Below are 23962 nucleotides of genomic sequence, written 5' to 3' on the forward strand. Positions count from 1 at the left end.
TTTTTATTCTGTAATTATTGCTTTTCGGCGATTCTTAGCTTAGCCGACCGGGAACGATTATTCCCTTCCAATTCTTCTTCTGAAGGTAAAATCGGTTTTCTCGTAATTATTTTCATAGGTGGCTTGAATTCATCCGGGATAACTGGAAGTCCAGGCGGAAGGTCCGGAAGGGCACTTGCTTTTTTAAATACCGTTTTACAAATTCTATCTTCAAGCGAATGGAATGTAATGACAGATATTCTTCCTTCTTTATCCAAAAGCGATATGGCTTGCTCTAAGGAATCTTCAAATACACCAAGTTCGTCATTCACAGCGATTCTTATTGCTTGGAACACTCGTTTCGCAGGGTGTCCGCCTTTACGCCTTGCCGGGGCCGGTATCCCATCCTTAATTAATTCCACAAGTTCGAACGTCGTTTCAATCGGTTTTATTTCACGTGCCGCTTCAATTTTCCTTGCAATTTGTTTCGAAAACTTTTCTTCTCCATATTGAAAGAAAATTCTCAACAAATCATGGAATGACCAGGTATTCACGACATCATAGGCAGAAATGGCAGCACTTTGGTCCATCCTCATATCCAAAGGTGCATCATGGTTATAGCTGAAACCACGCTCTGGTGTATCCAATTGTGGGGATGACACGCCTAAATCATATAGGATCCCGTCCACTTTCTCGATTCCCCGGGCATTCAATTCTTCTTTTAAGTATTTGAAATTATTAGGAACAAGAACAATGCGTTCGCCATAGCTTTCCAATTTTTCCTTAGCATTCCTAATCGCCGTTTCGTCCTGATCAAAAGCATAAAGCCTACCCTTGTCAGAGAGCTGTGAAAGTAAGTATTCGCTGTGACCGGCTCCTCCTAAAGTACAATCCACATAAATTCCATCAGGTTTGATGTTCAATCCATCAACCGTCTCTTTTAATAACACTGTTGTATGTTGAAACATGCTAGACATCCTTCCAATCGGTTATTGAGTGACTCTATTTCTGAGGGCAGCCTTAAATATCAAAGCCAATCATATTTTCTGCTATCTCAGCGAAAGAATCCTCCGAAGCTGAAAAATAGTTTTCCCAAAGGGATTTGCTCCAAATCTCAATACGATTGGTAACACCAAGAATTACACATTCTTTTTCCAATTGGCCATATGAAGTAAGCGGCGTGGGGATATTAATTCGCCCTTGTTTATCAATTTCGCATTCTGTAGCTGCAGAAAAGAAAAAACGTGTAAAGGCTCGGGCATCTTTTTTTGTTAAAGGCAGGGCTTTCAGCTTTTCTTCAAGTAGCTTCCACTCTTCCATAGGGTAACCAAATAAACATTGATCGAGTCCGCGGGTAAGGACAAATTGCTCCCCGAGATTTTCCCTGAATTTCACTGGGACTATCAAACGGCCCTTTATATCGATGTTATGATGGTACTCTCCCATGAACATACCCACTACCCCCACATTCTAATCTCAATGTACCACATTCCCCCACCTTTCTCCACTTGTTTTTACTTTCTCCTTCCAAGTAAAAATTCCCTTCTTTTCTACTTAAGTTTATTTAGCCAAATTATTCAAAGAAACGTGCATTTCCCTCGAATGGACTCAGACTAGGACGCAGTCCCACTATTACTGTCGAAGCAATACCTGACAAGTGCCCAGGAAACAGAAAAAAAGACAGGCTTTAGCGCCTGTCTTTCAGACTGTAGACAAACTCGATGAAAATCGAGTTTGTCTATTTTTATGGCTTGTACAATTTGGACGTTGATTTCCACTCTAGGCACTCGCTTTCCGCGGGCGGTCGGGGAGCCTCCTCGGCTTTCGCCTGCGGGGTCTCCCCTAGACGCGCTTTTCCCGCAGGAGTCTCGTACCTTCCGTTCCAATCAACTTTGTCTTACCTTTTAGATAGAACACTTTTGCCTGGAGTCATTTTTGTTTTAAAATAGAAGTATTAAAACTTGAGGTGATGAGGATGCTTTCTAAACATGATTCTATTCAGCGAGATCAACTTGAAATGATAACTTTAGATCAACTGGTGCCACCGAACCATTTGGTTCGTAAAATGGAGGCTGCCATTGATTTCACTTTCATTTATGACTTGGTGAAAGATATGTATTCAGAGGTAGGACGCCCAAGTATTGATCCAGTTATTTTAGTTAAACTGACTTTCATTCAATATACCTTCGGTATTCGTTCCATGCGTAAAACGATTGAAGAAGTTGAAACCAATATGGCTTACCGTTGGTTCTTAGGCTATGGTTTCCATGATAAAGTACCTCATTTCTCTACGTTCGGGAAAAATTATGAGCGACGCTTTAAAGATACAGACCTGTTTGAACAGATTTTCTATCGCATTTTAATGACAGCTGCTAATAAAAAGTTAATAAGTGCTGAACACGTTTTCGTGGATTCCACACATGTGAAAGCCAGTGCGAATAAACGGAAATTTGAAAAGAAAATCGTTCGTAAAGAAACACGAGCGTATCAAGGACGTCTTCAAGAAGAAATCAATCAAGATCGTGAAAACCATGGAAAAAAGCCTTTTCCACCAGATAAATTTGATAAAGAAGAGACCAAAGAGATTAAAGAAAGTACAACGGATTCTGAGAGTGGCTACTATGTGAAAGATGAACGAACAAAACAGTTTGCCTATTCATTCCACGCGGCCGCAGACCGCAACGGTTTTGTATTGGGAACGATTGTAACACCTGGAAATACACATGACAGTCAGATCTTAGAGCCACTAGTTGAACAAGTGATTGAGAAAGTTGGAAAACCGGAAGCCGTTGCCGCAGATGCAGCTTATAAAACACCAGCGATTACAAGCTACCTATTTAACAAAGAAATCATACCGGCTTTACCTTATACACGTCCTCGCACCAAAGAAGGATTTTTCCGCAAACAGGACTATGTATACGATGAACATTTTGATTGTTACCTTTGCCCTTCGGGCGAAACTTTAAAGTACTCAACAACAAATAAAGAGGGCTATCGCGAGTACAAATCGCCAAAACAAATTTGTACAACATGCTCATTTTTATCTCGGTGTACAGAAAGCAAAGACTGTCAAAAAGTGGTGACACGGCATATCTGGCAAACACATGTGGAAGAAGCAGATCATCTGCGTCATCATCAAGATGTAAAACCTATATATGCAAAACGTAAAGAAACGATTGAGCGTGTATTCGCAGATGCAAAAGAAAAGCATGGTATGCGTTGGACTACTTTAAGGGGACTTAAAAAATTGTCGATGCAGGCGATGCTTACTTTCGCTGCCATTAATTTAAAGAAGATGGCCAATTGGACATGGCGAGGTCCAAAAATGGCCTAACATAGTGGGCTCGTAGAGCCCCAATCTCTTAACTTTAGGCGAAAATTCAAAGGGAATTTCAAAAGGGGTTCAGAATTTTTTAATTCCGAACCCCTTTTGTCTACAAACTGAAAGACAGGCTTTAGCGCCTGTCTTTTTCTTCACTTTTTAATCCCTCCGTCAGGATTGGTATGTGGCAACCCTATTCAAAATGATTTATCCGCCACTTTTCCCCAAAACGGATGGTTTTTCTAAATGAAAATCAATTTATGCTGATTATTGAACCGGTATTCCAGTTTCATCATATCCCGTACGAACTCTGGCCCGTATTGATTCAAGTAATAAAACACATTCCAAATCCTCTCCTGGGGTGATCCAAGAGGGTAAAGTGAATTTGCTATCCGTTCATATTTTTTCAATATGACCGAATGCCGTTCCTTTGTACGCTCACCGATTTTTCCATACATGAAATTCAATTGCTTTTGAATGAATTCAATGTTTTTGTTCAACATCGGCTCAAGTCCTCTATCTAAAGAGACAGCGTGGGCAAATAGCTTTTCATGATTCTCTTCAAGCTGTGATTTCAGCGTCCCGAAGAGGGTATCAACCGTCTCATCTTTCACGGAATCAAGGTAACTTTTCACAGCATTAGCGGTTCCTTCAGTCAGAACAGTTTCCAAACTGAGTTCCATTTCTTCAAGGTCGCTATAGATACTGCGCTCTACCAGCGTGATGTTTAACCTAGGAATGATTGGCGGCATCTTCATGGAAAACAACTCAAATACCTTTTTTAATTCTGCCCAATAGGCTATTTCCCCCGGTCCAGAAACGAAAGCCAATACAGGGAAAAGCATTTCCTGCATGAGCGGGCGAGTAATGACATTGTTACTTAATCGTTCTGGATGATTTTTGGCTATCTGCAAAAGTTCCTGCTCGGTAAATGATACCTCACCGTTTTTTCCGCTGAAACCGCCTTCTACACGTTCGAGTAAACATCGATCTTTTTTTTCTGGATCATAATAAAATAAATTAGCTGCCCGTTTATCCATTTCAATCATTTTTGCATACCCTTTCGCATGCATGAATGATTGCTGTTCCTCGACCACTTCAGCAATCCGTCCACTTTCATTGACCATCGATTCAAAATATCCCTTTTCAATTCGCCTTAATTCCGGATCTCCGGCATCGACTAGTAAAAGGCCATATTCTTTGAACCATTCATGAATCAGCCTGGCGAAGAAATCGACGAAAGTATTCGATTGCTTAATGGTTTCCTTCAAATCACTCAGGAGTTTATTCGTAAAGGCCGTTTCTCCATATGTTTCAATGATATCCTCAAGCCACTTCTCTGCCTTTTCCGTTTCCAGCTCCACATCGGAAACCATCGTTTTATACGGCTGATAGGAAGGATAGGTTTTTTTATCGGGTTTACCGTTTTTCATAACATAAACATGATTGACTTCAGCCAAATCATGATCTTCTCCAGCTATCCAAAAAACCGGAATGACTGGCTGCCCCAGTTCCTTTTCTTGTTCTTCCGCAAGCTTAATGATCGAAATCACTTTATGAATGGTATACAGTGGCCCTGATAATAACCCAGCCTGCTGTCCTCCAACCACAACCACGGAATCATCCCTGCGCAACCTTTCAATATTCCCCTTAACTGCCTCACTGAATGAAAGACGAGACATGTATTGTTGTATGTAATCCGACAATTCATCACGTGAAAAAGAGCGGTTCATCAATTCATTATATCTATCGAGGTAAATGTCCGGCTTAGACAAGTCATAGTGAAAATAATCCTCCGTTTCAAGACGGTTTTGTAAGTAGTCCGATGCAAAACGGTTTAAAGATGGTAACGCGAGATCTTTCATCTCCATTTCTGTTCTCCCTTTCTCTGCAACTACAATTCTTTTTAGAGTATAACATTCCGATTTAATAAAACAAAAGAAGTTGCCCAGCAGCAGAAAATTGATGCGATGTTCTATGTTATGTAGTCAATATCTTTGTAATACTTGTAATTATCCCGATGGAAAATAATAGGATGTAAGCCACGAAAAAGAAGGCGAAGTTCACTCTCCAAAAACCCTTTAATACCTTATGGAAAATGATTTCTTCTTTTACCTTGTAATGGACAAGGACCACCACGAATGCATTGATGATCATTACGAGCATGATCACCCAAAGAATTTGCTTATCCCATATGGTAATGATCAAATAATGGACGGATAAGACGAACAGCAACGTACTCATGTCCATTGCAAATTGAACTGAACGCCTATGGTTTCCAGTGAATTGTTTGGCACTTATAAAAAAAAGTACATACCCTACGAAAGGCAAGGTAATAAATATCGCGGCAAGGCTTGAAACTACGTACGGCACATTCTCATCCCCCCTGAGACTCTTTTCCTTTGACCATCTTATATAGAGAAGACGTCAGGCAATCACTTTTCCCTTTACTCTTTGCCTCCGAGAGGATATGACCCAAAATAGCATCAATTTCCGTTTTACGGCCATTTTCTAAATCTTTTAGCATGGACGATCGATTTTCCGCTGTTGCCATACAAACGGATTTCACATGTTCAAATGACTCATCCTTATTCTTAACTTCCAAAATACCGGAGATTTCTTCAAAAAGGTCTTGAAATAATTGATAGTAAAAGGAGTTAGTGATTAAACCGCCATTTTCCACGTCAAGTATCGCTGTTAATGGATTTATCACTGCATTAACGACAAGCTTATCCATCAGCATCGAGTGAAAATCCTCACTCTTCTCAAAAGGAAAATGATCGATCCTTTCATTCATTAACGATAGTTTCTCAAGTTCCCCTTTAAAGGAAGCGATCCTTGTAATGCCGAGCCCTGTATGCTCCACGGTATTCCCGTCATGTTTCAATGCTCCATGCTCCACTACCCCCACATATATGGTCGGGGATTGAAGCTGCTTTAAATAAGAAATATGCCCATAGCCATTCTGCAAGAATAGCAATGGAACCTGAATACATTTGATCCTAGGCAGTATTTGCGGCAGGTGATATTGCTTGACGGCCAATATAAGAAGATCCACATCCGATATCCCATCATCAAGGCCCTTAGAAATGATGCCTGTCAGCAGCCTGCTTTCACCATCCGCAATAAGACGGATTCCATCACGTTTAATGATTGATGCCTGACCCCCGGTATGGGTATAGAGAGTCACACTATGTTTTTCACTTAAATGAGACGCAAACAGCAGCCCGATGGCCCCTCCCCCAACGATTCCAATTCTCATAATAACCTTCCTTACTTTTTGAAATATATTTACTATTTTATCACATTATCTTTTTTATCCTGCATCAATTTTCCCATCGTTGGAAAACGCAGCCAGTCTGTTTGAATGAAATGGAACTGCCATCAACAAGGCTCGCCATAAATATCAATAGGAATAATTATTAATACGCCATTGAAGATATATTTTCTTCTTTACGTGTTAATTTAATGGTATATTAGATACGAAAAGCTTAGCCATTTTGAAGACTTTATAGGAACAAAAGATAACTCCAATCTCAACCCACGAGAAATTGAAGGGAAAAGGACGGGGGATAAAAGGCATAAGCATTTAGTCAGCTAGGATAAGTCGATGATGTCATACTAGATTTAGCCTATGCTGGAATTCCACATGATAAAGATCAGTGGGATGACTTTCAAAGGGTACTATCGGAAGAGGTTTATCAGAATTAAGGGGGAGCTTTTTTATGGAATACAAGGTGGAACGATTACTTGTAAATTTTAAAACGCTTGAGGAATTCAAAAAATTCAAAGAATACGGGATACAGGAACTGTCCATGCTGGATGATTTAGAGGGTAACATCATCGAAAATGACAGCCAATCACCTTTTTACGGAATCTTTTATGGCGACAAACTTGTAGCCCGCATGAGCCTGTATAAAAGAAGTGCTAAATTCGACCGGTATTTTGACAATTCTAGGGACTTCCTTGTTCTTTGGAAACTTGAAGTCCTGCCTAACTATCAGAAAAAAGGTTATGGAAGAGCTTTGGTCGAATTCGCCAAAAGCCTGAACATGCCTATCAAAACCAACCCAAGAGTTCATTCACAAGACTTTTGGAAAAAGATGGGTTTTTCTGCTGTTTCCTATGATTTGGACAGGGACCTCGGAGAAAACCCGCTGATTTGGAGCCCATTTGACATACAAGATAATAAAGAAATAGATACACAGGAATAAGGAAATATCAAGAAAATGCGGGCGGATTTTCCCACCCGCATTTTTTATTTATTGACTCTTTCCAAATTACCATTCTTATCCATTTGGAAACTCACCTTCGGATTCGTCTTTTCGTCCTCTTGTACACTAAGCTTTCTTGCACGCTCCATAATCTGCATTAACGCACGATAATCTTCCTCAACAGCTTTCAGGTTTTCTTTAAGCAAAAGGTTCTCTTCCAGTAATCGGGCATTTTCCCGTTCAAGAAATAGGGACCGCTCAGAAATCCGTTCTTTTTCCTTATTATCAAGCTGAAAGAATTCATCCATTTTGGTTAAATATAATATAACTTCCTGAAGGGTAATAGATTCTTTATCTTCATGCTCGGGCGGTTTTTCTTCAATCATGACATTTTCCACCGCTGCAACCGAACCCCTTTCCATTTCAGGATTATTGACTACCTGTTCTTTCCTTTGTTTTTTCGCCAGCTCTATCCCGGATTTATATTGCTTCCTTACAAATGAATTCCAACGGAACCCACAAGCAGCAGATGTCCTCGATAACTGTTTCCCCACTTCTTCAAACGCCTTTAATTGTGTACTTCCTTCTCGTATATGCCTTAGTACCACTTCAGCCAAGAACAGATCCTCATCATGAGTCCACGCATCTTGTCTCGTAATCGTCATCTCTCTACCTCCCAGCAAGTTTTAATTCATAATATGCACATGCTAGGAAAGATAGAAGATATATAGAGCGGGTAATATTTATTTTTTCTTATTTAAAAAACGATCGACTGCAGCATGATGCTCATCACTAGCCCAAAGTTTAGAACATTCCCGGATTTCCGCATCCATTCTTCCTTTAAGCCCGCTACCCTGCCATTTATGGACCAGCAATCGTTTATAGGCCATCAATACCCCTGTCTCATGGCGAAGAAAATCTTCTGCGAACCATTGCCATCCATCCGTACCTTCTCCCACTATCTCATCTACGAAACCAAATTCCTTTGCTTCCTCAGCTTTATGTATTTTTGCATCCAATAATAGCTTTAGCGCTTTTTGCTCTGGTATTTTTTCAAGTAAAAGTGAAGCTCCGCCCCAGCCTGTCGTTATTCCTAGAGTACCTTGTACAAATCCTAGCTTAACTCCGCTCTTTGCTAATCTGAAATCACAAGCTGTCGCTATTTCGCATCCACCGCCGAAAGCACTTCCATTGATGAACGCTATTGTTGGTTTTGGGAAAACTGCTAGTTTATACAGAATTTCACCCATTTTCGATAACATAGCAAAAGCCTCTTCTTCTGTAAGCAAATCCTGAAATTCTCTTAAATCCCCACCTGAACAGAATGCCTCAGAGCCCGCCCCTGTTAGGACCAGCAACTTAACTTCATCATCGCATGCAGCTTCTGACAATATCGACTCAAACTCTTCCATAAATTGGTAATTAACAGCATTCCTTTTCTCCGGTCTATTAAACAGGAGCTTCATGAAACCACGTTTATCCTTTTCTACATCAATCACCTGATCCACGTAAACACCTTCTCCAAAATCATCGGCAAAACATAGATGATTCAAAATATTCTGCCAAATATATTTGTAAAAAAAGCACAGAGAAAAATCCCTGCGCTTTGATTAGCGTGTTGCATCAAGAAAGCAATGCTCTCAAGTAGGTCAAGAAATTATTTTGCGACAACTTCTTTTCCTTTATATGTTCCACATTCTTTACAAACGTGATGTGAAAGAGTCATTCCACCACAGCTCGGGCATTCTACCATACCAGGTACTTGAAGCTTGAAGTGCGTACGACGTTTTCTTTTTACAGTTTTCGACGTTCTTCTAAAAGGTACAGCCATTATTCCCACCTCCTTAAAAAATATAAAAAAGCTGGAAAAATCGGATTAACGATTTTTCGTTCCAATCAAGATTCTTTATTGTTGTCAAAAAAGTCGGCAAGCTTTGCAAATCTCGGATCAACCTTATGCTCATTTTCCTCTTCAGAAATAACAGCCCAGTCTTTCCCAGATTGAGGAGCAGCTTCGTTCGAATCGACATCCTCACAAAAAACCTGCATCGGAATTTCTAGCAATAAATTTTCTTTAATTACCGGTATTAGGTCTACAACGTCACCTTCCACAACAGTGACATCATCTCCGTAGAAATCAGTGCCATCTGCCTTTAAAAGAAAGGTTTCCTTTGTATCAATATCAATCGGATATTTAACGTCTACCAGTGTACGGGAGCAAGGTAATGTTAATTCACCTGAAAGATGCAAGTGAAAAGTAATCTCGGTCGAGCTGATATCAGCTCTTCCTGCTACTCTGATTGGAGAAACATCGCGAATTTGCGGGTCTCTTTCTCTAATGTCCAAGACATCCACCAGTTCATCAAACCGTAAATCTTTGTCCCGAATTTTTTGAAGTTGACTAATCGTCCATTTCAAATGAAATCACCTCAAGGCAACAAAAATAATTATAGCTTTCAATTATAAGTTTGTCAATATTTTTTCTTTACACTATAATGTAGTCATCCTAACTGATTGTCTAAGTTTTAAAATCATTTCAAACAAAAAATCCGGACGATTACTTATAGTAATTTTACTTGAAATACTATTTTAGCACTAAGTTGATAAAATACAAAGTTTTTCTCTGAGGTGAACGAATGAAAGCTTGCGGTTTAGTAGTCGAATATAACCCTTTTCATAATGGACATGTTTTACATGCAAGAGAAAGCAGGGAAAAAACAGGGGCAGATGTCGTGGTGGCTGTTATGAGCGGGCCCTTCTTACAACGTGGTGAGCCCGCTATCGTCAGCAAGTGGACACGTGCCGAAATGGCCTTGAATGGAGGCATAGATCTTGTCATTGAGCTGCCCTATGCTTTCGCGACACAGAAGGCGGAAATATTTGCAAAAGGATCTATTTCCCTTTTGGAATCCCTTGGCTGTGACTCCTTTTGCTTCGGAAGCGAGGATGGCAGAATTGAACCATTCATTACCGCCCACAGAATTCTTTCGGATAATTCCGCAGCATTCGATGCCGCAATTAAAATGGCTATGAATTCCGGTAATAGTTATCCGGCCAGTGCTGCCCAGGCTTATCGATCGATCATCAATGGTGATGCGGCATTGGATTTGACGAAGCCAAATAATATTCTTGGAAAGGAATATGTAAGTGCTGCCCTTTCAAACGGCTACTCCATTCGCCCTTATACGATTCAAAGGGTCGCTGCCGGATACCATGAAACAAAGTTGTCTAAAGACCCTATTGCCAGCGCAACGGGGATACGTAAAGCCATCCATGAACACAAGGAATTAAATTCTGTTTCCAGTTATATTCCTCAACCGACAATGAGTGGTCTTGAGCAATATTTAACGGACTACCATGCCTTGCATGACTGGGAAATGTATTGGCCCATGTTGAAATACCGAATCCTTTCTTCCTCTTTTACCGAATTGGCAGGGATATACGAAATTGAGGAAGGCATAGAACACAGAATTAAGGAGATCGCCAAACAATCTTCGAGCTTTTCTGGATTCATGGCAGCTCTGAAGACAAAACGCTACACATGGACACGGCTACAGCGGATGTGTGTCCATATATTGACCCATACATCAAAGGAACAGGTGATTCACAATGACCAACCAGCTTATATCAGACTTCTTGGCATGAATGGCCGTGGACAAGAATATCTTCGCACTGTAAAAAAAGGCTTACCTCTCCCGCTCATCTCTAAACTTTCGTCCTATCCGAAGCAGGACATCGATACGGACTTGCGAGCGGCACAGGTGTATGCAATGGGCTTGCCCGAACCGTATCAAGCTGCCTTGATGAAACGGGAATATGAATCTCCCATCATTTTTAAGTGAAAAGAATGGTCCATCCTTAATAGTAAAAATCTAATCATCAAAAAAAGCGCAAACAGTAGATGACTGCCTGCGCTTTTTTTCACTTTCCTTTTAGCTTCGTTAAATAGGCTATTGCATCCTCAAAGTTGTCCACCGGCACGATCTTCATGTCCGTGTCGATATCCTTTGCTGCAATGAGTGCATCTTCATAATTCGAACCAGCTGCTCCGTTTTCATTTGGGGCAAAGAATATTTCGGCTCCAGATTTATCGGCTGCAACTATTTTCTGTTGAATCCCGCCAATTGGACCGACTGTCCCATCATCAGACATCGTTCCTGTACCGGCTATATCATACCCATTTGTAAGATCGCCTTTTGTTAATTGATTATAAATCTCCAATGAAAACATTAAACCAGCTGAAGGACCGCCTATTTGTTCTGAATCTATGGCAATCGCCGGTTTTGTGATCACCTTTCGGTTATCATCCAGCGAAATGCCTATTCCGACCCTATTTGGGTCATCTTTAAAAGGCTGCAATGCAAGAACGGCCGTTTTCTCCGTCTCTTCCCGCTTATAAACTATTTTAACTTCATCTCCAGCCTTTTTTCCGTTAATATAGTCCATGAATTCCTGTGCAGACTTGAATTTAACATCATCGACCTGAATGATTTGATCGCCCGCTTTCAATTCTTTAGCTGCCGGCATTCCTTTTAGCACGTCCAAAACATATACACCCAGGTACTCGTAATCGACTTCTTTCCCTGCTTTTTCATATGCGATCTGAATGGCATTATTTTTAGAACCATCCATTAAGTGCAGCTGCCTGATATTATATTCTTCATCTGTTTCATCTTCGCTTCGAATGGAGGATTCCGGATAAAGCTCCTGATATTTGCTCCACTTCGCCAGCATGTAGGAATATATATTCGCACGGCCCATCCTTACAGTGGTTAACATAAAACTTCCTTTTGCTTCATCTCCTCCGGATACCTCAATGATTGGCTCCAATTCTTTAGCCATTCCTGGTTTTGATACATAAAAAGGTAGGGAATAAAGGGCTGATGCTATGAGTAGTATAGCCACCACCAGGAAAGTGCGTACATACATTTTACGGCTCATCTTCATAGGACTCCTTCCAAGTAACAATGCTCTGCTTAACTTGATCTATCTTTCCTCTTGCAGCTTCTTCTCCAATACTAATTATTTCCTGTACGTTTGTAAATGATTTCGAGCTGTATTTCTCAACCCTGGGGCGTATCATGACGTCTGAAGCAAACTCCCTGCTTTTAACCAGCTCCATTTGCAGAATATCAAGGCTTTGCATGATGACATCATAGATGGAATTTATCTCCATATCCTGTTTCACGTGGGCTACATCCACACCAATTATGATGTCTGCTCCCATATCCTTCACGACTGAAACAGGAACCCTGTCAACAACGCCGCCATCAACAAGCAGTCGGTTTCCGATTTTTTCGGGAGTGAAAATGCCGGGAATGGAGATGCTTGCCCTTACAGCCGGTGCGATGGGACCTTCCTGAAAAATGACTTTTTCCCCCGTTTTTATATCAGTGGCGACCACCGCCACAGGAATATCAAGTTCTTCAAATTTCTTACCATATGTAAATACCCTGATTAAATCTTTTGTCCGTTTACCCGAAATGAAGCCCATTTTTGGTATGGTGAAGTCTAAATAATACTTTCGCTTAAATGCACGGGACAACTTATACAGTCTCTCGATATCCGAACCCGCTCCATAAAAGGCAGCAACCATAGCTCCCATGCTGCTTCCAGCAATCATATCTATCGGAATGCCCTCTTGCTGCAATACCTTTATCACGCCAATATGTGCAAATCCCCTAGCTCCTCCTGACCCAAGTGCAAGCCCGACTTTTGGTTTCGACAAAGATAACCCTCCCGCCTATAACTAGTTCAAAATATTGAAATAACACTCATTCAAAGTTATGGTCTTAAACGGATTTATAGAAGCATATTATTTATATTGACAGTGAAACAAGCATGGCAGATATAAACTATGTAGCCAATGAAGTGAAGGCTGGCATTGAAATTCCATTGTGCGGATAATCCTCATATACATGTCGGTACAATCCACATTCCATCATGCGCTTACTTTTCGAGAAAAGGAAGTTCATATATTATTATATACGAAACGAACTGCCCTTATTTAGTAACCTTCAAGAGGAGGCTGAATTTTGCTAAAATCAAAATCTAAAACAGTACTGTTAGCTACCTCCGTCACGATGATGGCAGTTGGCTTGATCATCTTCCCCCAAGAATCCTTTGAAGCTTCCAAAGGCGGACTGAATATGTGGTGGACAATTGTTTTCCCTTCGCTTCTACCTTTCTTGATTTTCTCGGAGTTATTAATCAGTTTTGGGGTTGTCAGGTTCATTGGCGTCATGCTCGAGCCATTTATGCGTCCCTTATTCCGTGTACCAGGAGTGGGCGGTTTCGTTTGGGCGATGGGGCTTGCATCAGGGTTTCCAGCTGGAGCGAGATTCACTGTAAGGCTTCGTCAGGAAGAACAATTAACCCGCATTGAAGCTGAAAGACTCGTTTGTTTTACTAATTCATCCAATCCATTGTTCCTGTTCGTTGCCGTTGCCGTTGGGTTTTTCCACAATCCTCATTTAGGGATCATCCTTGCACTTTCCCACTACCTAGGAAATTTTTGTGTAGGCATCATCATGCGTTTTTACCGTTGGAAAGAAGAAAAATCCCATACAAAAGTAATGACCAGGCTCCCCTCCATAAGACAAGCCTTTAGCCAAATGCATCGAACCAGATTAAAAGAAACAAGACCGTTTGGCAGTTTACTTGGAGATGCGGTACTCTCATCCATTCAAACCCTATTAATGATCGGGGGGTTCATCATTCTCTTTTCGGTGGTGAACAAGCTTTTATTTCATTTGAACATTACCGGATTGCTAGCATCGGGGGTCGGAGGAATTTTACATATTTTTGATTTCCCGGATTCTTTAAGCCTACCCTTCATATCCGGCATGTTTGAAATGACTCTTGGTTCAAAATTAACCAGTACGGTCGAAGATGCGACGCTCTTTCAGCAAACCGTGATGACAAGTTTCATCTTAGCCTTCAACGGGTTCAGCATTCAAGCGCAAGTTGCCAGCATCATTGCAGCAACAGACATCCGTTTCACTCCCTTTTTTCTGGCTAGGATAGCACATGGCCTTCTGGCATCCATTATTACCTTCTTGCTTTGGGAACCATTCTATAAAGGCAATAGGTACAGCGGCAGCCCGATCAACGCATTTCCAGTCAGCGGATCCGGTGAACATGCAAATTCCCTATATCAAAACATGCTTGATTTCGGACCCATTCTAACCCTTGTGTTTTTGACCCTATACATCATCATATTTACCAAAAGGCTATTCAAAGGCCTTTCGTAAACCGAAAAAAGAGCATTGCGCGTTGGCAATGCTCTTTTTTCTATCCTTTCAGCTCCTCGTACTTTTTGGCCAGAGCTTTCTGGACGACGCTTGGCACCAGTTCGGAGATATCCCCGCCATACTTCGCAACCTCTTTCACGATACTTGAACTCAAGAAAGAATATTGATTTTTCGTCATGATAAAGAATGACTCTATGTTATTGTTAAGGAATCGGTTCATCGAAGTTCCCTGCATTTCATATTCAAAATCGGAAGTCGCCCTCAATCCCCTGATAATGGCATTCGCGGAAACGCTTTCAGCATAGTCGACCGTCAATCCCTGATAGAAATCCACTTTAACATTCGGCATATGGGCAGTCGCTTCAGTAATCAATTCCAGTCTCTCCTCCACTGTAAAAAGTGAATTTTTCGCTGAATTGTTCACGATGACCACATATACCTCATCAAAAACATTCGCTCCCCTTTGAATGATATCAAGATGACCAAATGTTATTGGATCAAAACTCCCCGGACAAATCGCTATTTTGGACATTCATAGTTCCCCCTGTTCGTGTACGTTTCCCCATTGATAAATCGTAACGGCAATGGCGCCATAAACTTCTTTTCTCTTAACGGTAAAGTCACCAACTTTTTCTGGCAACGTAACATCATGGCCATGCTCACAAACAATGTATCCCATATCGTTCAGCAATCGGTATTTATGTATTTCTTCAAGAATCCCGACTAGCTTTTGTTTCTTATAAGGCGGATCAAGAAAAATCAATTCAAAAGTCATTTCCCTTTTCACCAAAGCTTTCAGTGCACGCTCTGAATCATTTTTATAAACTTCTGCACGGTCTGAAAACTTGCATAGATCCAAATTGGCCTTAACCGTTTGATTTGCTTTAAAATCCCGGTCGACAAAAATGGCTTTATCCATGCCTCTGCTTAACGCTTCAATTCCCAGTCCACCGCTCCCGGCAAACAAGTCGAGGACCAGCCCTCCTTCGAAATAAGGACCAATCATGTTGAAAATGGATTCCTTGACTTTATCAGTAGTCGGACGGGTTCCTGTACCCGGTACAGCCTTAAGTGGTCTTCCTTTACAAATTCCGGAAACGACCCTCATCATTCTCACCACATTTTATGACAAATTTCTGTTACTTTCCTATCCTAACATATTAGAAAAAGCTAGCCAATATTTAAACCAATTTGGCTTCATTTCCAAGATGAAAATCAACTTATCATTTCGTACATTGGAAAGAAAATATCCATTCTTTTTATAAATCTTTTACATTTTGAATAATAAAGAGATTTTTGGCAATAATGTGAATAACAACATTCCTTTTTAGGTGTTGTTGCCAACCGCGGAGAAGGCTTACGTTTCCCCATAAGTTCTTCCTCCGGTTTCTCCTCTCCCTTTGCCTTCTGGTCCTTAGTTAGACATAGAAGGACCCTGCATATTTTTGCAGGGCTTTTTTTATTGATAAACCTCTGATATCTAATTTTCTTTGTCATGATTCGTCAATAAAGTTGTCCTTCTCTTTTATGAGCTATAATGATAAAGTAATGAATAATAAGTTAGTTAGGAGAGGTTTAATTGATTCAACGTTTTATTGAAATTGGACAAGGATATTCCGATATATATGAGTTGCTGGAAGTAGGTCGCAATCAGAAACATCGAGTTGCAAGGCTTATGGCCATGCATGCTACTATAAATGATAAAAAGGTAACGTCATTGGTTATCGTCATGCAGCCCACAGATCCTGGGAAATTCCAGCCGCTTTACATTTGCCGTGAAGGTATACCGAACCCTCATGCCACCAAAAACAAACGCTATGAGCTTTTTGAGAATTTGGCGGAGGAACTGGATAAGCCAATTATTGAAATCGACGTGAAACCTTCGGTGCTGTTTGCAGAAATCGAGTTGTACTACCAACACTTAATCGGCATTTTGCGAATGAATAGATATCTGCCCCCATTAGGTTGAAAGATGTTGATGCCCTGAATTGAAAAAGGCTGACTCCGCATGAGTCAGCTTTTTTTAAATTCCCATTTTATAATCATATTCTTTCGCTTTATCCGGTTTGGAATTTTCGAACTCCACCTTCAAAAAAGGCTTGTAAGAAAGGTCCACTTTTTTAACGAACGAATAATTATTAAGCTTTTCCACTAGTGGTTCCACTTCATCCATATTCGTATAAAGCACTACATATTTCAACTTTTTTGAAACATAATGGATATTTCCAAATTTCCTAAGCATTTTAGCTTGTTTTAATGTATGTAAATAGACGATGATTCCCTGTCTCGCTCCAAGCATATCAATAACTCCCTTTTATAAAGGTTTTAACTAAGTGTAGCATAGCAGAATCTTTACTTTCAACCAAGAAAAAAAGATTATAAACGAAATTCTCTCACTATTATGAATATAACACTGTGAAGGGAGCCAAACAAACGATGGATTTAAACCAAATTTGGCATCAATTTATTGATCATCTATTGGATAATGATGAAATTACCCAAGCTTCGATAAAAAAATTCACAGGTATACCTTTTTTATATATCCATTATCATCCGGCACAAAATGATAGTAGTAATCTTTCTTATTTAATAAAAAAAGCCGCAAGCCTTTCAATGCGTGGCAAGCAGCTTCATTGTGAAACCATTTTCGTACGGCAGGAAGAACATTTATATGTATTCAGGCATCGTTTTTATGTGCCGCAGCAAAAGATGTTTTGCTGCGGCAACCTTTGTCCGGACTGTATTTTATATCGCAGTTAATCGCTTTGTAACGTATCCTGAATATAAACGTTCAAGGAAGGATCTTTATACATGCATCGGTTCATTGGCCCCACCGTCTCGACGAAGGTTCCTTACATGACACAGCCACCGAACTCCGTAGTAATGTCGAATTTCGATGGCTGTTCTTGTGTACCGGCCTAAATGTTAACGATCTGGCCATTACCTTAAGCAGAGCACCCACAACTTCCGCCGGTTCCGCAGCTACCCGTTGAACATCCACCGGATGAAACAAAAAATGGATTCCCCGCTGGGGTTTTGACCTGTTCAGAAACCGCTCGGCCAATTCTTCCGCTGATTTCATCAAGAACGGATTGCAATTCGGTCTCCGCCCGCTTAAACTCAGCAACGGCAGGATGCATATCCATGTCTCGTTTAGCTTGCCTGGTTTCTAAATTGATGCGTTTATAATCCGGATGATATTTACCGAACCTTTGAACATCTTCAAATAGATCCTTTAGCGAAGTAAACTTGGAAATTTTCCGCTGGGCCTCTTTGTCGCTTTGTAATTTATATAAACTAAGGAGGTATTCTTCCCCTATTTCAGAATGAAGGATCATTTCAGCTAATCCATCAGCCTGTTGTAAAATGTCGATGATTTCCATAGTAGCAAGCATTAACAAGCTCACCTCCACAACCATTTTACCATTTCTCCCTATTAGATGCTAATGGTTTGATTAAATCGCGGAAGTGATATGTACCTCAATCTCTTTTTGCAGACCTGTTTTTTCACCTGAACCATTCAAAATCTCCAGCTTAATTTTATGCATGCCATTCGGGACATCCTTTAAGATAAATGCTGCCGTTTTCATATCGACTTTCTTTTGATTATCAATAAATACCGACACAGTTGCCAATTGTTCAGGATTTGATTCAGAAAAACCATAGTTTTTCAAGTAGCACTCTACATAGACAGAGTTGCCTTTTACAAAAGTTTTTACCCGAAAGTCCTCATCTGAATTTCGGATGCTCGATACAGTGGTGGCAGCTTTAAGTGTAGAAACACCTTGCATGGCTACTCCTGAATTTTCAGGTTCCGGTATTTTCTTTCCACACCCCGACGCTGCCATCAACACTGTTAGAGCCAATATCAACTTTCTCATTCCATCGTCCCCCTTTTGCCTTTATTGTTCGCAAAAAGGAGTAATTTACTCTTATTTTCTTCATTCACCTGGAGCATTCATCGCTTGAAACATATGAAGCATCATTGAGGCAACCTGAACGCTTTCCGAAAATTTAGAAACCCGATGTGGAATTGACTTTTCAAAAAAATATTTCGCTTCGGTTTCGAACACATCCACTTCATGGGGATTACGCATTAACCTTTTGTACCATGCAGGCTGAATCCTCAAGTAATTTCGCATATCTTCGTTTGTTTGTATGAATTCATATATATTCTGGCGCATGAAAAACCCTCCTTAATCTTTGTTGAATAAAAAAGGGTTAGCTCTCTGCTCTTTTTCTTTTGGGGGAGGACTGTTATCACCTGATTTATTCCCTTGGAAAGCAGATAGCACTCCTTGGATTGCACCGATCGCCTGATTTGCATTCGTAATATATTGTTGAATCTGCCCCATATCCATATTTTTAACTGCACTCATTAACGAACCGATCAACTCAGTGCTTTGGTCTCCTTTTTCAACCGGCGGTGATGGGGATCCTGTATTCACTTTGAACTCACCCACACTGCCGTCAGCCTGCCAGCGTGGATGATCTTCTCCGAGTAAATACCACTCTTCAAAAAGTTCCTGCCATGTTGCTTGTTTGCTTCTCACTTCATTCACTAAATGAGGATGTTCCTTTACAAACTTCCGAAATCCATCCACGGAGGGCCGCTTTCTTTTTGCCATTACTCTCACCTCACACTTAGACATCGCCTATTGCACCATATGCTAAAGGTAAATAAAAAGTGCATCACATTCCTTTTCAAATGCAATTGGATTTCCATAGTATAATATTAGAAAAAAAGGATGTATTTCCATGTCGGATACAAGTGATTCAATCAAGTACTTCCAGACCTGGATGAGCCTGCAAATGAAACAAAGCTATCTGTTTTATCGGGAATTGTTTCAGGGTTAAAAGCCAAAAGAGAGCAAAGGAAACGCTCTTATTTATCCAGCCTGCTGCAATTAAATAAGGATGTAAGCAAACAGGGTGCGACACTTACGATGACTATGCCTAATACACCTCTTGTACATGAATTGAACATTACTCATGGAGGCATGATAGCTACCTTCATTGATTCTTGGGGTGGGTACCCTTGCAAGCTCAACAGTTCCAAAAGGGTATGCTGCCGTAACTATGGATATCAAGGTCCGTTACTTTAAACCCTCCATTGGCGGTCGATTAACGTGTACATTCGAATTAATACATAAGAAATCAAACGATCATCATCGAGGGGAAGGTCCACCGTGATGATGGGGAACTTTGCGCTATATCGACAGGGAACTTTTCCGTTTTGGAAATATAATACAGAACAAGAAAACGGACCCAAACCGGATCCGTTTTTTTATCTCTTTATGAAATTCTGGGTGTAATACTTTTTATATACCCCGACGCCCAGACCTGTAAATTCCTCGTTCAGCATCGCATCCCGATGCCCTTTGCTATTTAGCCAACCTTCCATGACTGCAGCTGCGTCCACATAATTAGCGGCTATATTTTCACCTGCTGCCCTGTATTTTACATGACCTGCATCGAGACGCTTTTCCAAATCCCCCTTTGTTTCAGAAACATGGGTTCCTTCAGGTGCGTCCGTCATTTCCCTGCTATGAAGGTAAGCAACCTCCGCAGTTGGAGCATCCCATTCTAAAGGCTTCAAATCAAACCTACTGCGCATTATATTCGTAATATCGAATATTTGCTGCTCATTGCCATCCTCCACTTTCGCCAAGTCTTCATCAGAAAGGTCCTTAACTGTCACAAGTTCACCCTGATAGGTCAACTCATACGGCTGTTGCTTCAATAGGGCGGAATCATTCAAAAATCGGATGCTTGAAACAGTTCCGGTGAATTTATCCAAATAGAGCTGAACATTAATATTCCCTAAATCAATCAACGGCCTCATGTTCATATCTTCCTCCGACAATTCAAAACGATAGGAACTGTGACCAACTTCAATATCAACAGTAGGTTCCACATATAAGCTGGAATAGATGGCATCAATCGATTGTCCAATTTTAAAAGGAGCGACATTGACCTCATCACCGATTCCATAAGCGGATACCACTTTTTCATTTTCAACGGCCAATTGGAAATAATTATTATAGTCCTTTTTATAAACCCACCATTCATATCCATAGGCGGACATATCAATTCGATCTGGCTTACCGTATTCTTTTTCTATCTCTTTTGCATTTTTCCCGATTGTTACTCCCAGACCTTCTGTCACTTCAGTAACCCCTTCCTTTTCAGAGGAAGTGCTTTTTTCATTTATATGTCCATTGGGGTTAACACCTTTGTTACCATCAATAAGAGGGTTTCCTTCATCTTCATCGCCGATATTAAGATAAATACCTATTACGAAAAAAATAATGATTAACACCAACACCTTACCTAAACTGCGCAGAGGAACACTCCCTCTCTCTATCTAATTTATCTATCCAATGCAAAAACCTTTCTTTCCTGATTATATCACTGTTCAATCATAATTTTCTAATTTACGAAAGACTGCCCCTTCATTAAATTTATTTAAAAAATGGAACTTTTGCGAATGATTAAAATACCATGGTGGAGTTCATTGCAACTTCCACCATTTCGTACTATTATAAAATATAGGATAAAATGGTATATTATAAACATACTTGGAGATTTTTAATATATTCATGTACATAATATTTTCCCGGTATGTCATTTTAATTCTCAATAGTAAACATAGGAGGTACTACTCGTGAAATTTGAAAGCTTTGGAATCGAAAACATCACAGCCGACTTAAACCGATTAGATGACCTAATGCCACAATATGGTTTAATACGGGCAGAACAATGGGATTACGAAAGAGTCAGTTACGATCGTAAGTTCGAATTAAAAGAAGGCACGTTTTACCTGAGAATACTTGGCTATGCTACAGAGGGCGATGTAGGCGCTCACAGGGCCGTCATCAAACTAATGGTTCCCCTACTAGGAAAACATTATTATCCACACGGAGTTGAATATGGTGAAGGTGAGGATTTCCCTGCATCACTCGTTAAACAAAGTGAAAAAATCCTCGCTCAAATTAAAGAGGAACTTTCACAATTCAACGGACTGTAAAAGCCGTTAGTGAAAAGTAGGTACAAAGAGAGGGAATCTTGTATGATGCTCTCTTTTTTGTATCCATTACAAAAGCCTGATGCTTTTTTTGCACCAGGCTTTTTCGTTATTTTAAAATCCTAGAATCGCCTTTATTAAAGATGTTGTTTCGCCGCCATGATAAATCACATAAAGCAAGATGTAAACTGCCACTCCAGTAATCCCAGTGAAAAACCAAATGATGCTTGTGGCAGGCCCGATTTTTTTATGAATGGCGAATTTACCTTTAAACCCGGTGGTGAGCATGATGATCCCCAAAACAGCTCCAGTCGTTGCAAGCGTAATATGGAAGATCAAAAAAATCGTATAATAAATTTTTATGTCATCGGGTCCGCCAAATGACGTACTACCAATGAAGACCGTCCTAGTAAGATATATAGTGAAAAAGATTACCGCAAAAACCGCAGCTGCCATCATGGTTTTTTTATGGGTCTCGATTTTGCGTTGTTTAATTTGATACCAGCCTATTGCAACAGTGATGGCACTTAATACAATGAAGGCTGTACTTATCGTTGGAAGGATTGGTAAAGACATATGAATTGTAGTCCTCTCTATATTTATTAATCAACTACCATTTTATAAGAGGCAATCATAAAATTCAATAAAATCAAGGATTATTAACAGAATGCTCACTTTTATAGAATTACCAAGTCAAATCACTGGCTATTTGCATTAAATCAAAAATCAGGCAATGGCAGATAAAAGACTTGTCCGCCCCAAGACAAGTCTTTTATCGTATAATTATTCTACAGTCTGAAAATCCGAAGGTATCGGATCGATATCATTTTGGCCGCCATTCTCCTTTTTGAACCAAGCAAAGAAAATGACACCTAATACATAGCCTAAAACGATTTCTTGAATCACCTTCATCAGAACCCCACCAAGCTGTTGATCCTCAAGCAATGGCAGTCCATTGAACATTTCTGGGCCACTGAGCGTTAAGCCCGACAGTGCTGAAGCCGGAACGCAGAGTTCCATGGCACTGGCCCAAGATTCCGCATTGGTAAATGTATCATACATCGGATCATTAGCAAAAATGATCAAAGCGCAAGCAGGGGTCATTAGAATGCCACTGCCGAAGATATAAGCTACTTTTTTCACACCTGACAGACTTTCACGTTCCGGCAGTTGATTGACAAGTGGGAACCACATCAAAACTGCAGTCGTAAATAAAAGGACCGTGTAGCCGGCATGAAACCACATCCCCGTTTTGATAAAGTCGAACACTAACGGGATATGGTACAACGAGAAAAGAACATTAAATAGTAAAAGGGCGACAAGAGGTCTCGTGAAAAATTGAAATAACGTCTTCACTCCCCTTGAATTTATGAAAGTTCTCATAAGCCAATCTGGAATCGCTATGATAAATAAAGGCGGAATCACGAGATAGAGCAGTGCCATCTGAAACATGTGGGCACTAAACATGATATGGCTCAATAAATCCAGTGGCGATCCTTTTACCACATATAGAAGGAACATGGCTATCAAAAAATAAGTTGCCTGTTTAACGGAAAGCGAGGAACTGCCCGAAAACTTCTCCCCTTTTTTTGTCACCAACCAAAAATAGCCAACGGTTATAAGTACGAGGACGGCAAAATAATAAGGACTCCACAAAGCGCGAAATCCGAAAATATCAATAGACAAAAGAATCACCTCGTTCATAAACTTTTTCTTACTTTCATTATACCTAAAATAAAACATGGTAACAAATATAGATAAACCTGGATACTTTTTCTAGATAAATAAAGAAAAACCGGCTATCATTCAATAGCCGATTTTCTTTATGGTTTATAACCAGACAATCGTTGTGAACACAAGGACTGTTATCAAGCCGACTGCAAGTCCGGAAAATAAGAACAATGCAATGGTGCCATGCCCTTTATGCTTCATGTGCATGAAATAATACAATTGGAAAATCACTTGTACAACTGCCAGCAGCAAAATGACTGGTTTAATGAACCAATGTGAAAAACCCTCAATTCCTACTGCAGCAAAAGCAAGTAATGTAAAGAAAATCATAAGTGTAAATGATATTACTTGGTGTTTCATCTCTTCAGCATTTTTCTTACGGCGATATTTTAAATCGACATTCGGGTTCGCTGAATTTGATTGTTCATTCGCCATC

29 protein-coding genes are annotated in these 23962 nt (G+C 40.3%); 7 read left to right on the plus strand and 22 right to left on the minus strand.

What is annotated here, in order from left to right; all coding sequences use genetic code 11:
- Positions 1-14: 14 nt before the first annotated feature.
- Together rsmH and mraZ are read right to left on the minus strand one after the other, a co-directional pair.
- The gene (gene rsmH / locus QFZ73_RS03410; RefSeq protein WP_144478625.1) at positions 15-947 is read right to left on the minus strand and encodes a 16S rRNA (cytosine(1402)-N(4))-methyltransferase RsmH; all 933 of its coding nucleotides are present in this window, start codon (positions 945-947) and stop codon (positions 15-17) included.
- A gap of 52 nt (positions 948-999) precedes the next feature.
- Positions 1000-1431 carry a division/cell wall cluster transcriptional repressor MraZ gene (gene mraZ / locus QFZ73_RS03415; RefSeq protein WP_034313914.1) on the minus strand — a complete coding sequence of 144 codons (432 nt, stop codon included), beginning with the start codon at positions 1429-1431 and terminating at the stop codon, positions 1000-1002.
- A 523-nt stretch (positions 1432-1954) separates the two neighbouring features.
- Between mraZ and QFZ73_RS03420 the strand changes: the two genes are divergently transcribed.
- Positions 1955-3313, plus strand: coding sequence for an IS1182 family transposase (locus QFZ73_RS03420; RefSeq protein ID WP_307262410.1), 1359 nt, complete (start codon positions 1955-1957; stop codon positions 3311-3313).
- 230 nt (positions 3314-3543) lie between these two features.
- Here the strand turns inward: QFZ73_RS03420 and bshC are convergent, their stop codons facing one another.
- From bshC to QFZ73_RS03435, 3 genes are all read right to left on the minus strand, one after another.
- Positions 3544-5172, minus strand: coding sequence for a bacillithiol biosynthesis cysteine-adding enzyme BshC (bshC, locus tag QFZ73_RS03425; RefSeq protein ID WP_307262969.1), 1629 nt, complete (start codon positions 5170-5172; stop codon positions 3544-3546).
- A 109-nt stretch (positions 5173-5281) separates the two neighbouring features.
- Positions 5282-5674: a DUF3397 domain-containing protein gene (locus QFZ73_RS03430; RefSeq protein WP_307262972.1), complete on the minus strand. Its 393-nt coding sequence runs from the start codon at positions 5672-5674 to the stop codon at positions 5282-5284.
- Positions 5675-5678: 4 nt separating this feature from the next.
- Entirely contained in the window at positions 5679-6563 is an 885-nt protein-coding gene (locus tag QFZ73_RS03435; protein ID WP_307262975.1) for a 2-dehydropantoate 2-reductase, read from the minus strand.
- A 463-nt stretch (positions 6564-7026) separates the two neighbouring features.
- Between QFZ73_RS03435 and QFZ73_RS03440 the strand changes: the two genes are divergently transcribed.
- Positions 7027-7515 (plus strand): N-acetyltransferase, encoded by a 489-nt coding sequence (locus QFZ73_RS03440; RefSeq protein WP_207437550.1) that lies wholly within the window; start codon positions 7027-7029, stop codon positions 7513-7515.
- Between the two features lie 44 nt (positions 7516-7559).
- Here QFZ73_RS03440 and QFZ73_RS03445 read toward each other — a convergent pair whose 3' ends face one another.
- The 4 genes from QFZ73_RS03445 to QFZ73_RS03460 all read right to left on the minus strand — a co-directional run bounded on the left by QFZ73_RS03445 (position 7560) and on the right by QFZ73_RS03460 (position 9933).
- Complete coding sequence (locus QFZ73_RS03445) at positions 7560-8180, minus strand: RsfA family transcriptional regulator (RefSeq protein WP_307262982.1); 621 nt, start codon at positions 8178-8180, stop codon at positions 7560-7562.
- 78 nt (positions 8181-8258) lie between these two features.
- Positions 8259-9023 (minus strand): enoyl-CoA hydratase/isomerase family protein, encoded by a 765-nt coding sequence (locus QFZ73_RS03450; RefSeq protein WP_307262986.1) that lies wholly within the window; start codon positions 9021-9023, stop codon positions 8259-8261.
- A gap of 149 nt (positions 9024-9172) precedes the next feature.
- On the minus strand, positions 9173-9346 hold the full coding sequence (gene rpmF, locus QFZ73_RS03455) for a 50S ribosomal protein L32 (protein WP_034313929.1): 174 nt from the start codon (positions 9344-9346) through the stop codon (positions 9173-9175).
- 65 nt (positions 9347-9411) lie between these two features.
- Positions 9412-9933, minus strand: a complete 522-nt coding sequence (locus QFZ73_RS03460; RefSeq protein ID WP_048684570.1) for a YceD family protein — start codon at positions 9931-9933, stop codon at positions 9412-9414.
- A 218-nt stretch (positions 9934-10151) separates the two neighbouring features.
- Between QFZ73_RS03460 and QFZ73_RS03465 the strand changes: the two genes are divergently transcribed.
- On the plus strand, positions 10152-11357 hold the full coding sequence (locus QFZ73_RS03465) for a nucleotidyltransferase (protein WP_251427704.1): 1206 nt from the start codon (positions 10152-10154) through the stop codon (positions 11355-11357).
- 79 nt (positions 11358-11436) lie between these two features.
- On the opposite strand, the gene QFZ73_RS03470 is transcribed toward QFZ73_RS03465, so the two are convergent.
- Together QFZ73_RS03470 and QFZ73_RS03475 are read right to left on the minus strand one after the other, a co-directional pair.
- Complete coding sequence (locus tag QFZ73_RS03470; protein WP_251427701.1) at positions 11437-12456, minus strand: SepM family pheromone-processing serine protease; 1020 nt, start codon at positions 12454-12456, stop codon at positions 11437-11439.
- A complete protein-coding gene (locus tag QFZ73_RS03475; RefSeq protein WP_251427698.1) occupies positions 12446-13243 on the minus strand; it encodes a patatin-like phospholipase family protein in 798 nt (265 codons plus the stop codon). Before QFZ73_RS03475 ends, QFZ73_RS03470 begins: the two co-directional genes overlap by 11 nt.
- A 307-nt stretch (positions 13244-13550) precedes the next feature.
- On the opposite strand from QFZ73_RS03475, the gene ylbJ reads away from it, so the two are divergent.
- Positions 13551-14768, plus strand: coding sequence for a sporulation integral membrane protein YlbJ (gene ylbJ, locus QFZ73_RS03480; protein ID WP_307263000.1), 1218 nt, complete (start codon positions 13551-13553; stop codon positions 14766-14768).
- 40 nt (positions 14769-14808) lie between these two features.
- Here the strand turns inward: ylbJ and coaD are convergent, their stop codons facing one another.
- Together coaD and rsmD are read right to left on the minus strand one after the other, a co-directional pair.
- On the minus strand, positions 14809-15300 hold the full coding sequence (gene coaD / locus QFZ73_RS03485) for a pantetheine-phosphate adenylyltransferase (RefSeq protein ID WP_251427692.1): 492 nt from the start codon (positions 15298-15300) through the stop codon (positions 14809-14811).
- Complete coding sequence (gene rsmD, locus QFZ73_RS03490) at positions 15301-15876, minus strand: 16S rRNA (guanine(966)-N(2))-methyltransferase RsmD (protein WP_251427689.1); 576 nt, start codon at positions 15874-15876, stop codon at positions 15301-15303.
- A gap of 471 nt (positions 15877-16347) precedes the next feature.
- Between rsmD and QFZ73_RS03495 the strand changes: the two genes are divergently transcribed.
- Positions 16348-16737, plus strand: coding sequence for a DUF7147 family protein (locus QFZ73_RS03495; RefSeq protein WP_251427686.1), 390 nt, complete (start codon positions 16348-16350; stop codon positions 16735-16737).
- Positions 16738-16791: 54 nt separating this feature from the next.
- Here the strand turns inward: QFZ73_RS03495 and QFZ73_RS03500 are convergent, their stop codons facing one another.
- Complete coding sequence (locus QFZ73_RS03500) at positions 16792-17067, minus strand: YlbG family protein (protein WP_048684554.1); 276 nt, start codon at positions 17065-17067, stop codon at positions 16792-16794.
- Positions 17068-17204: 137 nt separating this feature from the next.
- On the opposite strand from QFZ73_RS03500, the gene QFZ73_RS03505 reads away from it, so the two are divergent.
- Positions 17205-17528, plus strand: a complete 324-nt coding sequence (locus QFZ73_RS03505; RefSeq protein WP_307263010.1) for a hypothetical protein — start codon at positions 17205-17207, stop codon at positions 17526-17528.
- A gap of 185 nt (positions 17529-17713) precedes the next feature.
- On the opposite strand, the gene QFZ73_RS03510 is transcribed toward QFZ73_RS03505, so the two are convergent.
- The 5 genes from QFZ73_RS03510 to QFZ73_RS03530 all read right to left on the minus strand — a co-directional run bounded on the left by QFZ73_RS03510 (position 17714) and on the right by QFZ73_RS03530 (position 21090).
- The gene (locus QFZ73_RS03510) at positions 17714-18163 is read right to left on the minus strand and encodes a YlbF/YmcA family competence regulator (RefSeq protein ID WP_063232132.1); all 450 of its coding nucleotides are present in this window, start codon (positions 18161-18163) and stop codon (positions 17714-17716) included.
- A 60-nt stretch (positions 18164-18223) separates the two neighbouring features.
- Positions 18224-18649 (minus strand): hypothetical protein, encoded by a 426-nt coding sequence (locus tag QFZ73_RS03515; RefSeq protein ID WP_251427682.1) that lies wholly within the window; start codon positions 18647-18649, stop codon positions 18224-18226.
- Positions 18650-18709: 60 nt separating this feature from the next.
- On the minus strand, positions 18710-18952 hold the full coding sequence (locus tag QFZ73_RS03520; protein ID WP_251427679.1) for a YlbE-like family protein: 243 nt from the start codon (positions 18950-18952) through the stop codon (positions 18710-18712).
- Between the two features lie 12 nt (positions 18953-18964).
- Entirely contained in the window at positions 18965-19396 is a 432-nt protein-coding gene (locus QFZ73_RS03525; protein ID WP_307263016.1) for a YlbD family protein, read from the minus strand.
- Positions 19397-20055: 659 nt separating this feature from the next.
- Positions 20056-21090: a CAP domain-containing protein gene (locus QFZ73_RS03530; RefSeq protein ID WP_251427673.1), complete on the minus strand. Its 1035-nt coding sequence runs from the start codon at positions 21088-21090 to the stop codon at positions 20056-20058.
- Positions 21091-21435: 345 nt separating this feature from the next.
- On the opposite strand from QFZ73_RS03530, the gene QFZ73_RS03535 reads away from it, so the two are divergent.
- The gene (locus tag QFZ73_RS03535; RefSeq protein ID WP_063596328.1) at positions 21436-21798 is read left to right on the plus strand and encodes a YugN family protein; all 363 of its coding nucleotides are present in this window, start codon (positions 21436-21438) and stop codon (positions 21796-21798) included.
- A 111-nt stretch (positions 21799-21909) separates the two neighbouring features.
- Here the strand turns inward: QFZ73_RS03535 and QFZ73_RS03540 are convergent, their stop codons facing one another.
- From QFZ73_RS03540 to ctaF, 3 genes are all read right to left on the minus strand, one after another.
- A complete protein-coding gene (locus tag QFZ73_RS03540) occupies positions 21910-22371 on the minus strand; it encodes a DUF420 domain-containing protein (protein ID WP_251427671.1) in 462 nt (153 codons plus the stop codon).
- Between the two features lie 207 nt (positions 22372-22578).
- On the minus strand, positions 22579-23490 hold the full coding sequence (gene ctaG, locus QFZ73_RS03545; protein ID WP_307272563.1) for a cytochrome c oxidase assembly factor CtaG: 912 nt from the start codon (positions 23488-23490) through the stop codon (positions 22579-22581).
- A 135-nt stretch (positions 23491-23625) separates the two neighbouring features.
- Entirely contained in the window at positions 23626-23961 is a 336-nt protein-coding gene (gene ctaF, locus QFZ73_RS03550) for a cytochrome c oxidase subunit IVB (RefSeq protein ID WP_048684534.1), read from the minus strand.
- Between the last annotated feature and the right edge of the window lies 1 nt (position 23962).

The sequence above is a fragment of the Peribacillus sp. V2I11 genome, assembly GCF_030817135.1.
In the GTDB taxonomy this organism is placed as follows: Bacteria; Bacillota; Bacilli; order Bacillales; family DSM-1321; genus Peribacillus; species Peribacillus simplex.

Excerpts from the sequence above, each read along its gene's own strand:
- QFZ73_RS03540 (WP_251427671.1), bottom strand. The coding sequence starts at position 22,371 with ATGTCTTTACCAATCCTTCCAACGATAAGTACAGCCTTCATTGTATTA.
- QFZ73_RS03510 (WP_063232132.1), bottom strand. The coding sequence starts at position 18,163 with ATGCTTGCTACTATGGAAATCATCGACATTTTACAACAGGCTGATGGA.
- QFZ73_RS03505 (WP_307263010.1), top strand. The coding sequence starts at position 17,205 with ATGGATTTAAACCAAATTTGGCATCAATTTATTGATCATCTATTGGAT.
- QFZ73_RS03515 (WP_251427682.1), bottom strand. The coding sequence starts at position 18,649 with ATGAGAAAGTTGATATTGGCTCTAACAGTGTTGATGGCAGCGTCGGGG.
- QFZ73_RS03500 (WP_048684554.1), bottom strand. The coding sequence starts at position 17,067 with ATGCTTGGAGCGAGACAGGGAATCATCGTCTATTTACATACATTAAAA.
- QFZ73_RS03520 (WP_251427679.1), bottom strand. The coding sequence starts at position 18,952 with ATGCGCCAGAATATATATGAATTCATACAAACAAACGAAGATATGCGA.
- QFZ73_RS03445 (WP_307262982.1), bottom strand. The coding sequence starts at position 8,180 with ATGACGATTACGAGACAAGATGCGTGGACTCATGATGAGGATCTGTTC.
- QFZ73_RS03470 (WP_251427701.1), bottom strand. The coding sequence starts at position 12,456 with ATGAGCCGTAAAATGTATGTACGCACTTTCCTGGTGGTGGCTATACTA.
- coaD (WP_251427692.1), bottom strand. The coding sequence starts at position 15,300 with ATGTCCAAAATAGCGATTTGTCCGGGGAGTTTTGATCCAATAACATTT.
- rsmH (WP_144478625.1), bottom strand. The coding sequence starts at position 947 with ATGTTTCAACATACAACAGTGTTATTAAAAGAGACGGTTGATGGATTG.
- QFZ73_RS03440 (WP_207437550.1), top strand. The coding sequence starts at position 7,027 with ATGGAATACAAGGTGGAACGATTACTTGTAAATTTTAAAACGCTTGAG.
- rsmD (WP_251427689.1), bottom strand. The coding sequence starts at position 15,876 with ATGAGGGTCGTTTCCGGAATTTGTAAAGGAAGACCACTTAAGGCTGTA.
- mraZ (WP_034313914.1), bottom strand. The coding sequence starts at position 1,431 with ATGTTCATGGGAGAGTACCATCATAACATCGATATAAAGGGCCGTTTG.
- QFZ73_RS03465 (WP_251427704.1), top strand. The coding sequence starts at position 10,152 with ATGAAAGCTTGCGGTTTAGTAGTCGAATATAACCCTTTTCATAATGGA.
- bshC (WP_307262969.1), bottom strand. The coding sequence starts at position 5,172 with ATGGAGATGAAAGATCTCGCGTTACCATCTTTAAACCGTTTTGCATCG.
- ctaF (WP_048684534.1), bottom strand. The coding sequence starts at position 23,961 with ATGGCGAATGAACAATCAAATTCAGCGAACCCGAATGTCGATTTAAAA.
- QFZ73_RS03435 (WP_307262975.1), bottom strand. The coding sequence starts at position 6,563 with ATGAGAATTGGAATCGTTGGGGGAGGGGCCATCGGGCTGCTGTTTGCG.
- rpmF (WP_034313929.1), bottom strand. The coding sequence starts at position 9,346 with ATGGCTGTACCTTTTAGAAGAACGTCGAAAACTGTAAAAAGAAAACGT.
- QFZ73_RS03420 (WP_307262410.1), top strand. The coding sequence starts at position 1,955 with ATGCTTTCTAAACATGATTCTATTCAGCGAGATCAACTTGAAATGATA.
- QFZ73_RS03525 (WP_307263016.1), bottom strand. The coding sequence starts at position 19,396 with ATGGCAAAAAGAAAGCGGCCCTCCGTGGATGGATTTCGGAAGTTTGTA.